This window comes from Streptacidiphilus sp. ASG 303 (assembly GCF_020991365.1).
GTDB lineage: Bacteria > Actinomycetota > Actinomycetes > Streptomycetales > Streptomycetaceae > Peterkaempfera.
In genome coordinates this window covers 214,509-227,414 of the sequence record NZ_JAJLRA010000007.1, presented here as the reverse complement: position 1 = coordinate 227,414, position 12,906 = coordinate 214,509, and the positions used below count along the sequence as shown (strand labels likewise).

The 12,906-nt window shown below is 77.9% G+C and carries 11 protein-coding genes; 8 read left to right on the top strand and 3 right to left on the bottom strand.

Annotated features, from left to right (window positions below; translation table 11 throughout):
* Positions 1-10: 10 nt before the first annotated feature.
* Both LO771_RS12735 and LO771_RS12730 read left to right on the top strand, forming a co-directional pair.
* Positions 11-358 (top strand): hypothetical protein, encoded by a 348-nt coding sequence (locus LO771_RS12735; RefSeq protein ID WP_230651501.1) that lies wholly within the window; start codon positions 11-13, stop codon positions 356-358.
* A 5-nt stretch (positions 359-363) separates the two neighbouring features.
* Complete coding sequence (locus tag LO771_RS12730) at positions 364-1,293, top strand: S9 family peptidase (RefSeq protein ID WP_230651498.1); 930 nt, start codon at positions 364-366, stop codon at positions 1,291-1,293.
* Positions 1,294-1,381: 88 nt separating this feature from the next.
* Here the strand turns inward: LO771_RS12730 and LO771_RS12725 are convergent, their stop codons facing one another.
* Positions 1,382-2,965: a carboxylesterase/lipase family protein gene (locus tag LO771_RS12725; protein WP_230651495.1), complete on the bottom strand. Its 1,584-nt coding sequence runs from the start codon at positions 2,963-2,965 to the stop codon at positions 1,382-1,384.
* 269 nt (positions 2,966-3,234) lie between these two features.
* Here LO771_RS12725 and LO771_RS12720 point away from each other — a divergent pair, with 269 nt between their 5' ends.
* A complete protein-coding gene (locus LO771_RS12720; protein ID WP_230651493.1) occupies positions 3,235-6,048 on the top strand; it encodes a SpoIIE family protein phosphatase in 2,814 nt (937 codons plus the stop codon).
* Positions 6,049-6,164: 116 nt separating this feature from the next.
* Here LO771_RS12720 and LO771_RS12715 read toward each other — a convergent pair whose 3' ends face one another.
* Both LO771_RS12715 and LO771_RS12710 read right to left on the bottom strand, forming a co-directional pair.
* A complete protein-coding gene (locus LO771_RS12715; protein WP_230651490.1) occupies positions 6,165-7,082 on the bottom strand; it encodes an AlpA family transcriptional regulator in 918 nt (305 codons plus the stop codon).
* Positions 7,083-7,171: 89 nt separating this feature from the next.
* Positions 7,172-7,447 (bottom strand): hypothetical protein, encoded by a 276-nt coding sequence (locus tag LO771_RS12710; RefSeq protein ID WP_230651487.1) that lies wholly within the window; start codon positions 7,445-7,447, stop codon positions 7,172-7,174.
* Between the two features lie 218 nt (positions 7,448-7,665).
* Between LO771_RS12710 and LO771_RS12705 the strand changes: the two genes are divergently transcribed.
* The 5 genes from LO771_RS12705 to LO771_RS12685 all read left to right on the top strand — a co-directional run bounded on the left by LO771_RS12705 (position 7,666) and on the right by LO771_RS12685 (position 12,839).
* Complete coding sequence (locus tag LO771_RS12705) at positions 7,666-8,526, top strand: NAD(+)/NADH kinase (RefSeq protein WP_230651484.1); 861 nt, start codon at positions 7,666-7,668, stop codon at positions 8,524-8,526.
* Between the two features lie 180 nt (positions 8,527-8,706).
* A complete protein-coding gene (locus LO771_RS12700) occupies positions 8,707-9,027 on the top strand; it encodes a DUF3040 domain-containing protein (protein ID WP_230651481.1) in 321 nt (106 codons plus the stop codon).
* A 250-nt stretch (positions 9,028-9,277) separates the two neighbouring features.
* On the top strand, positions 9,278-10,825 hold the full coding sequence (locus tag LO771_RS12695; RefSeq protein ID WP_230651478.1) for a TldD/PmbA family protein: 1,548 nt from the start codon (positions 9,278-9,280) through the stop codon (positions 10,823-10,825).
* Positions 10,825-12,231 carry a metallopeptidase TldD-related protein gene (locus LO771_RS12690; RefSeq protein WP_230651475.1) on the top strand — a complete coding sequence of 469 codons (1,407 nt, stop codon included), beginning with the start codon at positions 10,825-10,827 and terminating at the stop codon, positions 12,229-12,231. The genes LO771_RS12695 and LO771_RS12690 overlap by 1 nt, the downstream gene beginning before the upstream one ends.
* A 62-nt stretch (positions 12,232-12,293) precedes the next feature.
* Positions 12,294-12,839, top strand: a complete 546-nt coding sequence (locus LO771_RS12685; RefSeq protein WP_230651472.1) for an RNA 2'-phosphotransferase — start codon at positions 12,294-12,296, stop codon at positions 12,837-12,839.
* The last annotated feature ends 67 nt before the right edge of the window (positions 12,840-12,906 follow it).

Genomic DNA, 12,906 nt, shown 5'->3' with positions numbered 1-12,906 from the left:
GAATCGATCCATGACCACTGTGCGCCTCACCGCAACCGGGCTCGACGTCCGCTTCACCGCGTGGGAGAAGGCCCTCGGCCTGGTGCGCGACGTGCGCGTGCCGCTGGCCGCCATCACCGGCGCGGAGGCCGTACCCGCGGCCGACAGCCTCGCGGCGGTCCGCGGGCTGCGGGCCCCGGGGCTCGGGGTGCCCGGCGTGCGCAGGCTGGGTACCTGGCGCGGCCGCGGCCGCAAGGCCCTGGTCTCCGTCCGGCGCGGGCAGCCCGCCCTGCGGGTGCGGCTCACCGGGCAGCCCTGGGACGAGCTGCTGCTCGGCACCGACGACGCGGCGGCCCTCGCGGCCGCCCTCGGCCGGTGACGGGGGTGCGCGAGCTCCCGCTCCCCTTCGCCTGCGGCGGCCGGCGGCTCTCCGGCACGCTCGCCCTCCCCGACGGCCCCGGGCCGCACCCGGCCGTCCTGCTGCTGCCCGGCTCGGGGCCGGTCGACCGCGACTCCGACCACCGCCGGATGCCGCTCGGCGTGACCCGCCTGCTCGCGCACGCCCTGGCCGGCGCCGGCCTGGCCTCGCTCCGCTACGACAAGCGGGGCGTGGGCGCCAGCCCCGGGGACTGGCGCCGCGCCGGGCTGCACGACAACGTCGACGACGCGCAGGCCGCCCTCGCCGCCCTGGCCGCCCGCGGGGAGGTGGACGCCGGACGGCTGCTGCTGCTCGGCCACAGCGAGGGCGCCGTCCTCGCGACGGCGCTCGCCGGCCGTGGCGCGGACGTGGCGGGCCTCGGCCTGCTCTGCGGGGCGGCCCGGCCGGGCGAGGAGGTGCTGCGGTGGCAGGCCCGGCGGATCGCGCCGACGCTGCCCGCCCCGGTGCGGGCGGTCCTGCGGCTCCTGCGGACGGACCTGGAGGCCAGGGTCGCGGCCAACCACGCACGGGTGAGGGCCACCACCGGCGACACGGCCCGGATCGGCGGGGTCCGCCTCAACGCCCGCTGGGTGCGCGAGTACCTGGCGTACGACCCGGCGGCGGACCTGGCCCGGGTCCGCGTGCCGGTGCTCGCGGTCACCGGGGAGAAGGACCTCCAGGTGGACCCGGACGACCTCGCGGTGATCGCCGGACTGGTGCGGGGGCCGGTGGAGACCCACCGGCTCCCCGACGTCACCCACACCCTGCGCGCCCGGTCCGGCCCGCCGTCGCTGCGCGCCTACCGGCGGGAGGCACGCCTGCCGCTGGACCCGCGGGTGACCGCGCTGGTGACCGGCTGGGCCGTCCGCACGGCCGGGGGCGGCGCGGGCCGCTGAGACCTGCGGACCGCCGGGGCGCGGGGGCCGCCGGACTGCGGGGCCGCCGGGCAGCCGGGCAGCTGCGGCCCGGCCGCCGCCGGTCCGGTCAGCCCTGCGGGTCCGGCAGGCGCGAGGAGCGGGTCGGGCCGGGGACGGCCGTCCGCCACAGGGCCCGCACGGGCGTCCCGGTGCCGGGGACGAGGGCGTCCTGCGGTACGGACCAGACGTGCACGGGTCCTCCGTCGGCGGTGAGCGGCGGCCAGCCGGGGTCGCCGTCGGCGGCGAAGGCCGCCCAGGACCGCACCATGCGGTCGGAGAGCGCCCGGTCCGCGTCGTCGGGCGGGCCGCCGACCAGGAAGGCGAGCTCGGGCCGGTCCAGGGTGCCGAAGGCGAACGGCACGTCGGCGGCGTGCCAGGCCCGGACCCGCCCGCGGGGGGTGTCGCGGCGCCGGTCGAAGCGGGCGAGGTACGCCCGGCCGCCGCCCCGGGCGTGGTGCTCGGCGAGGCGGCAGGTGTGCTCGGAGAAGACCGCGTCGCCGGTGAGGGCCAGGGAGACGTCGGCGACCGGGGCGTCCGGCATCAGCGCCCGGTACCCGTCGGCGAGTTCCCGGGGGAGGCCGAGCGCCGCCGCCGTCGCGGCGAGGTCCGCCTCCGTGGCGGCCGGGAGGGCCTGCCCCACCGCGTCGAAGAGCCACCACTCCTCGGTGGTGTGGCAGAGCAGCAGGTCCAGGGCCGGGTCGGCGGGCGCGTCGAGGGGCGCGGCGGGCAGGACGTCCCCGTCCACGACCGGGCCGAAGAGCACGTCGGTGCGTTCCGGGCCGGGTGCGCCGTCCTGGGCGCCGTCCGGGGTCCGGTCCCGGTGGGCGGCGACCCGGTCGGCGGCCGCGACCAGGGCCTCGGGCGGTGCGGAGCGCAGACCCTCGGCGGTGGGCGCCACCCCGGCCGCCGCGGCGATCCGCGCGGTGACGGCGGCGGCGGTCGCGACGGGCTCGTAGCTGTCGGGGACGCTGTGCGCGACCGCCCGGCGGAACAGGCCGCGGGCCTGCTCCATCACGGTCAGGCAGAGCACCGCGCCGCCGCCGGCGGACTGCCCGGCCACGGTGACGTTCCCCGGGTCGCCGCCGAAGGAGGCGGCGTTGTCGCGGACCCAGCGCAGCGCCGCGGCCTGGTCGAGCAGCCCGCGGTTGTGCGGGTGCCCGGGGACGTGGCCGAACCCCTCGAAGCCCACCCGGTAGTTGCAGGTCACCACGACCAGCCCGGCGCGGGCGAGGGCGGTGCCGTCGTGGTCGGGCTGGGAGGAGGAGCCGAAGGTGTACGCGCCGCCGTGGATCCACACCAGGACCGGCAGCGCACCGCCCCGGCGCTCCCCGCCCCGGCCGCCGCCTCCACGGGCGCCGCCCTCACGGACGTCCCCTTCACGGACGAGGGGGGCCCACACGTTGAGGGTGAGCACGTCCTCGTCGCCGGGCGACCAGGGGGGCATGCCGGGCAGCTCGGCGGACTGGGGGGCGGTCGGACCGAACCGCAGGCAGTCCCGGACGCCGCGCCAGGGCTCGGCCGGCTGCGGCTCCCGGAACCGCGCCTCCCCGAAGGGCGGCGCGGCGTACGGCACGCCGAGCCAGGCCGCCACCCCCTCGGCGGCCTCGAACCCGCGCACCCGTCCGCCCGACGTGTCAACGATCATGTCCATCGCCGCGCAGTCTGCCCGACCGCGGAGCGTCCGCCAACCGGAAATCCGGCCCCGGGCCGGAGCGGCCCTCCACCGCGCGGTGCGGGGGCGGGGGCCGGGGGTGCGCCCGCCCGGCCGCGGCCGGCACGGGTCGGACGGCACGCGTGGAGGCGGCACGCGTGGAGGCGGCACGGCAGGGGTGGCCCGGCAGGGGGACTTGTCCCCCTATGGCCTATCCTGAAGATGGCCTGCTGCACACGGCCCGATCCGCCCTGAGGGAAGTGATCCGGATGGCGGACGTCCTGGGGGGTACCGCCCGGCTCACCGTCGACACCTACGACAGGTTCCTCGCCGGAGAGCCCCTGACGACGTACGTACGCCCCCCGATCCTCGACTCCTGGCGCCGGTGCCGCTCCCTGGGCCTCCTGCCCGACTGGCCCGAGATCCCCTTCCGCGGCGACCCGGCGGCCGCCGAGCGGCTGCTGCGCGCGGCCGCGCCCGTCCTGGACCGCTTCGAGTCGACCATCGCCGACAGCCGTGTGGCGGTGGCCCTCACCGACGCGGACGCCACCGTGCTGCACCGCCGGGCGGGCGACCCCTCCCTGCGCGCGGTCCTCGACGACCTGCTGGTCGTACCGGGCTTCAGCTACGCCGAGTCCGACGTCGGCACCAACGCCTGCGGCACCGCCCTCGTGGAGCGGCGGCCGTGCCTGGTGCTGGGCGCGGAGCACTTCGCCGAGCGGCTGCGCCCCTACGCCTGCGCGGCCGCCCCGATCCGCGACCCCGTCAGCGGCCGCATCGAGGGCGCCGTGGACATCACCTGCCGGCAGGACGACGCCAACCCGCAGATGGAGGCGCTCGTCCGGCGGATCGCGGCCGACATCGAGGGGCGGCTGCTCGCCCGGTACCGGGAGCGGGAGCAGGCCCTGCTGCGGGCGTACGCCCGGGCCGGGAGCCGCGTACGGCCGGCGGACCCCGGGCCCGCGACGCTCCTCACCCCGGACGCGGCGGTCGGCTCCGGGGACCTGGTACGGCTCCGTGAGCAGGCCACCCGGCTGATCTCGGCGCCCGGGCGGGGGGCGGTCGAGGTGCCGCTCACGGGCGGCGGCGCGGCCGTGCTGCACTCCCGGCCGGTGAGCGGTCCCGGCGGGATCGCGGGCGTGGCGGTGGAGGCCAGCGTCTCCCCCACCCCGGCCGCGGGGACCGGCCCGGCGGTCGCGGACGGCGGTGCGAACAGCTCCGCGAACGGCTCCGGGGGCCACGGTGGGACCCCCGGCACGGGCAGCGCGGCCACGGGCAGCGCGGCCACGGACGGCACGGGGACGGACGACACGGGCACCGGCGGTGCGGCCGGCCGGTGGCTGCTGCTCGTGGGCGAGCCGGGGGTCGGCAGCCTCGCCGTCGCAGCCCGCCGGCGGCTGGACCTGCTGTACGAGGCCGGGGTGCGCATCGGCACCACCCTCGACCTGCGGCGCACCGCCGAGGAGCTGGCCCGGGTCGCCGTGCCGGGCCTCGCCGACCACGTCACGGTGGACCTGCCGGACTGCGTCCTGGAGGGCGAGGAGCCCGGTCCTGCCGGACCGGACGCCGAGCTGCGCCGCACGGCGGCGGTCGGCCTCGCCGGCGACTGCCCCTTCTACGCCGTCGGCGAGCTGGTGCGGTTCATCCCCGACAGCCCGCAGGCCCGCGCCTACACCGGACGGCGGGCGGTGCTGGAGCCCCGGCTGGCCGAGTCCTCCGGGTGGACCGCCCAGCGCCCCGAGGAGTCGGGGCGGATCCTGGGGTTCGGGGTGCACTCCCTGATGTCCGTCCCGCTGCGCGCCCGCGGCGTGGTGCTGGGCGTGGCGAGCTTCTACCGGCTCCGCAGGCCCGAGCCCTTCGAGGACGACGACCTCTCCCTGGCCGAGGAGTTCGTGGCGCGTGCCGCCGTCTGCATCGACAACGCCCGCCGGTACACCCGGGAGCACGCCACCGCCCTGGCCCTGCAGCACAGCCTGCTGCCGCACCGGCTCCCCGGGCACAACGCCGTGGAGGTCGCCCACTCCTACCTGCCCTCCCACGCCGCCGTCGGCGGGGACTGGTTCGACACGATCCCGCTGTCCGGCGGCCGGGTGGCCCTGGTCGTCGGCGACGTCGTCGGGCACGGCCTGCACGCCGCCGCCACCATGGGCCGGCTGCGCACCGCCGTCCACAACTTCTCCGCCCTCGACCTGCCGCCCGACGAGCTCCTCACCCACCTCGACGACCTGGTCGGCCGCCTCGACGAGGAGGCGGGGGGCGGCGACGGGGGCGGCGGGGGCGACGGCGTCATCGGCGCGACCTGCCTGTACGCGGTCTACGACCCGGTCGCGCGGCGCTGCACCCTGGCCCGCGCCGGCCACCCCCTCCCCGCGCTGGTGGCCCCCGACGGCACGGTCGACTTCCCCGAGCTCCCCGCCGGGCCCCCGCTCGGCCTGGGCGGGATGCCCTTCGAGACCGCCGAGCTGGACCTGCCCGAGGGGAGCCGGCTGGTCCTCTACACCGACGGCCTGCTGCAGGGCGGCGCACACGACCCCGTCCTCGGGCTGGAGCGGCTGCGCGGGGCGCTGCGCCACGCCGGCCCCACCGCCCGGCAGACCAGGGACGCGGTGCTCGACGCCCTGCCCGCCACCGACCCGCACGACGACGTCGCGCTGCTCGTCGCCCGCACCCGAGCCTTCGGGCCGGCGCAGGTCGCCGAGTGGGAGGTCCCGGCCGCCCCGGCCGCGGTCTCCGCCATGCGGGCCACGGCGCTGCGGCAGCTCACCGCGTGGGGGCTGGACGACCTCGCCTTCACCACCGAGCTGGTCCTCAGCGAACTGGTCACCAACGCCATCCGCCACGCCACCGGGCCGATCCGGCTGCGGCTGCTCCGCGACCGCGCCCTGGTCTGCGAGGTCGCCGACGGCAGCAGCACCTCCCCCCGGCTGCGCCGGGCCGACTCCGGCGACGAGGGCGGCCGCGGGCTCTTCCTGGTGGCCCGCCTCACCCAGCGCTGGGGCACCCGCTACACCCCCCGCGGCAAGGTCATCTGGACCGAGCAGCCCCTCCCCGACGGCCCCCTCCCCGCACCGGCCGCCGCCTGAGCCCGCCGCCCGGGCCGTCCGCCGCCCGGGCCCGCGCCGCCGGAGCCGCCCGGACCCTCCCCTCCGCCCCCGGACCGGCCGGCGGCGCGTGCCGGGCGCCCCGCGGCAGCGGCCGGTCAGCCGACGGGCAGGGCCAGCGAGGTGGGCGGGGCGACCGACCCATTGCGCTGGAGCAGGACCAGGTCGGCGACGGTGGCCCCCTCGCCGAGGCCGAGCCGGTCGATCGGCACGGTGCCCGGGAGCGGGACGGCCGAGAGCGCGGTGAGGTGGAGCTCGGAGTCGCCCGTGCGCACGGCCAGGGCGCCGGAGGCGGTGTGCGGGCCGAGCAGCCGCACCACGCTGTCCAGCCGGTCGAAGGGCACCGCGCAGACGACCACGAGCCGGCCGGCGTCGCCCCGGGGCAGCCCCGCGAGGTGGCTCAGCACCTCGGGCCGTTCGGCGATCATCCGGTCCAGGTGGGTGCGGACGTACTCGCGGTCCTCGCGGTGCTCGTCGCCGTCCGCGACCACGGTGATCTCCAGGGTCTGCCCGGGCGCCGCGTGCGGGCCCTCCGGCTCCTGCCAGAACCGCAGCGAGAGGTCGACGAGCAGCGCCTCGTCGCGGCTGGCGCGCGCCATGCCGTCGTCGGCGCCGACCCGCGCCAGCCAGGCGTTGACCTCGGCCCAGCGCCAGACGAGGGAGTGCCCGGCCGTGCCCTCGGGCTCGGGGAAGGGCGCCTCGGCCGCGGCCCGGCGCTCCCCGCCGACCCACTGGGCGACGTTCTGGCGGCTGCGCCCGCAGCGCTCCGCGATGTCGGAGACCCCGACGAGCTCGGGGTCGAGCCGCAGCACGCGCAGACCGGGGAGGGCGCGTCGCAGACCGGTCACGAGGGCGTGCGCGGCCTCCAGGGCGGTGCCGGCCTCGGCGGAGACGGTGAGCAGGCACCGGCCGCGGTGCTCGGCGAGCAGCCCGTCGAACCGCTCGACGAGGACCGTCGCGGCCGCCTCGTCGTCCGGCGTGACGCCGTCGACGACGAAGGTGAACTCGAACTCCATACGCCCCGCTCTCCCGGACGGTGCCGCCCGGACCGGGGCACCGGGGTCCGCCGTCCCCCGCCGCAGCTTCGCCCAGCGGGCCGCCGTTGTCAAACGACAACGCCGCCTCTCGGGGGACGGCTGGGGTCGTCCTCGGGCTTCGGGCAGCGGGCCGCGGCCTGCGCGATCCGGCGGGCCGCGGTGCTCGCGCTCCGGGGGGTCCCCGGCACCAGGACCCGGGTGCAGAGCGGACTGCAGGAGCAGTGCAGGACGCCCCAGTGCCCGCCCTTGCGCAGCGTCCACCCCCGGTCGCAGACGAGCCGCTGGAGGACCTCGCGGACCTCCTTCCTGGTGTGGTCCGCCGGCGACAGCTCCCGCCCCGTCATCCGCACCTCCGCACCTCGGCCCGGTCCCGGACGTCAACGGCGTTGCGTGCGGGGCGTGTTCGGCAGGAATCCGCCTCCGGCGGACCACGCTACCGCGCGCCGCCCGCCGCGGGGCCCGGGCGGCGGACCCCGGCGCCCGCGGGGGCGCCTTGTGGCCGGGGGCCGGGTGTGCGTGACTGGAGGGTGGACGGGTCGGAGCGAGCACGGGAGCCGGCGGCATGGGACTGGTCAACACGGTGGGCCTGGTACTGCACCCGGAGCGGGAATGCGCGGAGACGGTCGCGACGATCGTGGAGTGGACCCGGTCGCGCGGCGGGACGGTCCTGGCCTCGCCCGGGGAGGCGGCGCGGCTGGACGGGGCGGCGGTGGCCGTGGAGGCCGGGCAGCTCGTCCGGCGGGCGGACCTGGTGCTCAGCCTGGGCGGGGACGGCACCATGCTGCGGGCGATGCGGCTGGCGGCGGGCGTCGGCACGCCGGTCCTGGGCGTCAACGTCGGCCGGCTGGGGTTCCTCGCGGAGGTGGACATCCCGGAGGTGCCGGAGGCGCTGTGCGCGATCGACGAGCACCGCTTCACCGTGGAGGAGCGCTCGGGCGTCCGGGCGGTCGGCGGCGGCTGCGAGGAGCTGGCCTTCAACGACATCGCCCTGGTGCGGGTGCCCGGGGACCGCTCGGCGGCGGTCGGCATCCGGGTCGACGGGCACGCCTTCGTGAGCTACGCGGCGGACGCGGTGATCGTGGCGACGCCCACCGGTTCGACGGCGTACAGCTTCTCGGCGGGCGGGCCGATCGTCTCGCCCGGCGCCGAGGGGGTGCTGGTGACGCCGGTGGCACCGCACTCGGCGTTCAACCGGGCCCTGTACCTGTCGGGCGGCGAGAAGCTGGAGCTGGACGTGCTGCCGCGCAGCGGGGAGCTCGCCGTGGAGGCCGACGGGCGCGTGGTGGGGCGGGTGGGGCCCGGCGACAGCGTCGGCGTCGCCGTGCTGCCGGGGGCCTCGCGGGTGGTGCGGCTCGGCCGGACCACCTTCTACCAGCGGGTCCAGCGCAAGCTGCGGATCACCGGCTCCCCCGAGGCGGACTGAGGGGACCGGCGGGACGGACCGGGCAGGCGGGCCGGGCGGACGGGCGGACGGGAGGTCCTGACGGGCCCGGCGGGGCGGACCGTGGGACGATGGAGGAGGGGTGCGGCACGAGAGCCGCCGCCGGTTCCGCGGAGGGCCTGCGACGGGGTCGCACACGGCGCCGAACACGGGAGGTGGCCCATGGGTCTCTCCATGCACGACAGGCGGGTCCTCGCCGACATCGAGCGGCACCTGAGCGAGCGCGACCCGGTGCTGGCGCGCCTGCTGGCCTCCTTCGGCGACCGCCGCAGCAGAGTCCGGGCGGCCGCCCGGGACGTCTGGCTGGGCACGGTCGTGATCGGGGCGGGGCTGGCGTTCCTGCTGGGGGTGGCGCTGTTCTCGGCCGGCGTCGCCGGGCACGACCGGGCGATGACCGCCTTCGGGGCCGTGGCCTTCGCCGCGGCCGAGCTGACGGTGGTGTGCGTCCTGGCGGCAGCCTGGCGCAGGCGCCGCGCCGGCTGACGGCGCTCCCCCGTCCCGGACCGCCGGGCCGGGGCCGGGTCCGACGGCGCGGGGGCGGACCACGGTCCGTGCACGGACGGGGCCGCGGCGGCGCGCCGGGAAACCCGCTGGCAGCAAACGGGTGGACACGCGATGATGCCGTGCGGGCGCCCCTGTGCCGGGGGCGCCCGCACGCCGCCGTCCGGGCGCACCCCGGGGCGGCGGCGCGACACCGTCGGCCCGGACACCACCGACCCGGACAGGGAGCCCCATGCCGGAGACACCCCCCACGGCCCGCGAGCGGGCCGTCGACCCGCTCTTCCTCGCCCTTCCGCTGCGCTCCCTCGCGGACGCCGCCCTGAGCCGGGCGTCGGAGCTGGGCGCGAGCCACGCCGACTTCCGCCTGGAGCGGATCCGCAACGCCTCCTGGAGACTGCGCGACGCCCGCCCGGCGGGGTCGTCGGACAGCCTCCAGCTCGGCTTCGCCGTGCGGGTGGTGCTGGACGGCGCCTGGGGCTTCGCGGCCGGGGTGGACCTGACGCCCGCGGCCGCGGCCCGGGTGGCGGAGCAGGCGGTGGAGGTGGCCCGGCTGTCGGCGCGGATCGGCGCGGCGGCGGGCGGCGGCGACCCGGTGGAGCTGGCCGAGGAGCCGGTGCACCGGGACGGGGTGTGGGTCTCCTCGTACGAGGTCGACCCCTTCGAGGTGCCGGACGCCGAGAAGACCGCGCTGCTCGCCGACTGGAGCCGGCGGCTGCTGGCGGCGGACGGGGTCTCCCACGTGGACGCGTCGCTGCTGACCGTCCAGGAGAACAAGTTCTACGCGGACACCGCGGGCACGGTCACCACCCAGCAGCGCATCCGGCTGCACCCGGAGCTGGAGGCCGTGGCGGTGGACGAGCGGACGGGCGCGTTCGACTCGATGCGCACCCTGGCGCCGCCGGCCGGGCGCGGCTGGGAGTACCTGCGCGGCACCGGCTGGGACTGGGACCGCGAGCTCGCGGAGATCCCGGGGCTGCTGGCCGAGAAGATGAGGGCGCCGAGCGTGGAGGCCGGGCGCTACGACCTGGTGGTCGACCCCTCCAACCTGTGGCTGACCATCCACGAGTCGATCGGCCACGCCACCGAGCTGGACCGGGCGCTGGGCTACGAGGCCGCGTACGCGGGCACCTCCTTCGCGACCTTCGACCGGCTGGGCAGCCTGCGGTACGGCTCCGAGGTCATGCACGTCACCGGCGACCGCACCGCCGAGCACGGCCTGGCCACCATCGGCTGGGACGACGAGGGCGTGGAGACGCAGTCCTGGGACCTGGTGAAGGACGGCGTGCTCGTCGGCTACCAGCTGGACCGCCGCATGGCCCGGCTCAAGGGCCTGGGCCGGTCCAACGGCTGCGCCTTCGCCGACTCGCCCTCGCACGTGCCGGTGCAGCGGATGGCCAACGTCTCGCTGCAGCCCGCGGCGGACGGCCCGGACACCGAGGGGCTGATCGCCGCGGTGGAGGACGGCGTCTACGTCGTCGGCGACCGCTCGTGGTCGATCGACATGCAGCGCTACAACTTCCAGTTCACCGGCCAGCGGTTCTACCGCATCCGGAACGGGCGGCTCGCGGGCCAGGTCAAGGACGTGGCCTACCAGGCGACGACCACCGACTTCTGGGGGTCCATGGAGGCCGTCGGCGGCCCGCAGACCTACGTCCTCGGCGGCGCCTTCAACTGCGGCAAGGCCCAGCCGGGCCAGACGGCCGCGGTCAGCCACGGCTGCCCGTCGGCGCTCTTCCGCAACGTCAACGTGCTCAACACCCAGCAGGAGGCGGGTCGCTGATGCAGTCCACCCACGGCACCGCGCCGCACGAGGTCGTCGAGCGGGCGCTGGAGCTCTCCCGCGCCGACGGCTGCGTCGTCATCGCCGACGAGGAGTCCTCCGCCAACCTGCGCTGGGCGGGCAACGCGCTCACCACCAACGGCGTCACCCGCAGCCGCACCCTCACCGTGATCGCCACCGTGGACGGCGCCGAGGGCACCGCCTCCGGCGTGGTCTCCCGGGAGGCGGTGACCGCCGACGAGCTGGAGGCGCTGGTCCGGGCCGCCGAGGCCGCCGCCCGCGAGGCGGGCCCGGCCGAGGACGCGCAGCCGCTGGTCGCGGGCGGCCGCACCGACGCGGCCTTCACCGAGGCCCCCGCGGAGACCGGCATCGGCGTCTTCGGCGACTTCGCGCCCGCGCTCGGCGAGGCGTTCGCCCGCTGCCGCGACGGCGGGCGGCTGCTGTACGGGTTCGCCCGGCACGAGATGGCCTCCACCTACCTGGGGACCTCCACCGGCCTGCGGCTGCGCCACGACCAGCCGACCGGCACCGTGGAGCTGAACGCCAAGACCGCCGACCTGTCGGGCTCCGCCTGGGCGGGCGCGGCCACCCGGGACTTCCGCGACGTCGACCCGGGCGCCATGGAGGAGGACCTCCGGCGGCGCCTGGAGTGGGGCAAGCGGCGGATCGACCTGCCCGCCGGGCGGTACGAGACGCTGCTGCCCCCGTCGGCCGTCGCCGACCTGATGGTCTACCTGGGCTGGTCGCTCGGCGGGCGGGACGCGGCCGAGGGCCGCACCGTCTTCAGCCGGCCCGGCGGCGGCACCCGGGTGGGCGAACGGCTGTCGGCGCTGCCGCTGACGCTGCGGTCGGACCCGGCGGAGCCGGGCCTGGAGGCGGCGCCGTTCGTGGTCGCGCACTCCTCCGGCGGCAACCAGTCGGCGTTCGACAACGGGCTGCCGCTCGCGGCGACCGACTGGATCCGCGACGGGGAGCTGGCGAACCTGCTGACGACCCGCCACACGGCCGGGCTGACCGGCCTCCCGGTGGCCCCCTCCGTGGACAACCTCGTACTGGAGGCGGGCGGCGGGAGCGACGGGCCGACGCTGGAGGAGATGGTCGCCCGCACCGAGCGCGGGCTGCTGCTCACCTGCCTGTGGTACATCCGCGAGGTGGACCCGGCGACGCTGCTGCTCACCGGCCTCACCCGGGACGGCGTGTACCTCGTGGAGGGCGGCGAGGTGGTCGGCGCGGTGAACAACTTCCGGTTCAACGAGTCGCCGGTGGACCTGCTGGGCCGGGTCGCCGAGGCGGGCCGCACCGAGCGGTGCCTGCCGCGCGAGTGGGGCGACTGGTTCACCCGGGCCGCCATGCCGCCGCTGCGGGTGCGCGACTTCAACATGAGCTCGGTCAGCCAGGCCTCCTGAGGGGCCCGGCACCGAGGGGGACGGGCGAGCGGCGCGGGCGGAGAGGACGAGGGGGAGGCGGCGTGGACGAGCGGACCACGGTCAGGGCGTCGAAGTTCCTGAGCCGGGTGCTGCGGCACGACCCGGCGGCGGCCGGCGTCGAGCTGGACCCCGCCGGGTGGGTGGAGGTCGAGGTGCTGCTGGCCGCCCTCGCCCGGCACGGACGGCCGCTCACCCGGGAGCAGCTCGACCACGTCGTGGCCTCCAACGACAAGCGCCGCTTCGCCTACTCGGAGGACGGCCTGCGCATCCGGGCCAGCCAGGGGCACTCGGTCGCGGTGGACCTCGGACTGCCGCCCGCCGACCCACCGCCGGTGCTCTACCACGGGACCACCGGGCGCACCCTGGGGACGGTCCTCCGGGAGGGGCTGCGCCCCATGTCCCGGCAGGACGTGCACCTGTCGGCCGACCGGGCGACCGCGGTCCGGGTCGGCTCCCGGCACGGCAGGCCGGTGGTGCTGGTGGTGGACGCGGCGGCGATGGCCGCCGCCGGCCACGTCTTCCGGGTGAGCGCCAACGGGGTCTGGCTGGCGGCGGCGGTCCCGCCGCAGTACCTCTCCCCCGGCTGAGGACGGCGGGGCGGCCGGGGAGGACAGGGCGGCCGGGGACGGCGCGGGCCCGGGCCGCGGCTGCGGC

Excerpts from the sequence above, each read along its gene's own strand:
- LO771_RS12715 (WP_230651490.1), bottom strand. The coding sequence starts at position 7,082 with ATGGAGTTCGAGTTCACCTTCGTCGTCGACGGCGTCACGCCGGACGAC.
- LO771_RS12700 (WP_230651481.1), top strand. The coding sequence starts at position 8,707 with ATGGGTCTCTCCATGCACGACAGGCGGGTCCTCGCCGACATCGAGCGG.
- LO771_RS12725 (WP_230651495.1), bottom strand. The coding sequence starts at position 2,965 with ATGGACATGATCGTTGACACGTCGGGCGGACGGGTGCGCGGGTTCGAG.
- LO771_RS12690 (WP_230651475.1), top strand. The coding sequence starts at position 10,825 with ATGCAGTCCACCCACGGCACCGCGCCGCACGAGGTCGTCGAGCGGGCG.
- LO771_RS12710 (WP_230651487.1), bottom strand. The coding sequence starts at position 7,447 with ATGACGGGGCGGGAGCTGTCGCCGGCGGACCACACCAGGAAGGAGGTC.
- LO771_RS12695 (WP_230651478.1), top strand. The coding sequence starts at position 9,278 with ATGCCGGAGACACCCCCCACGGCCCGCGAGCGGGCCGTCGACCCGCTC.
- LO771_RS12705 (WP_230651484.1), top strand. The coding sequence starts at position 7,666 with ATGGGACTGGTCAACACGGTGGGCCTGGTACTGCACCCGGAGCGGGAA.
- LO771_RS12720 (WP_230651493.1), top strand. The coding sequence starts at position 3,235 with ATGGCGGACGTCCTGGGGGGTACCGCCCGGCTCACCGTCGACACCTAC.
- LO771_RS12735 (WP_230651501.1), top strand. The coding sequence starts at position 11 with ATGACCACTGTGCGCCTCACCGCAACCGGGCTCGACGTCCGCTTCACC.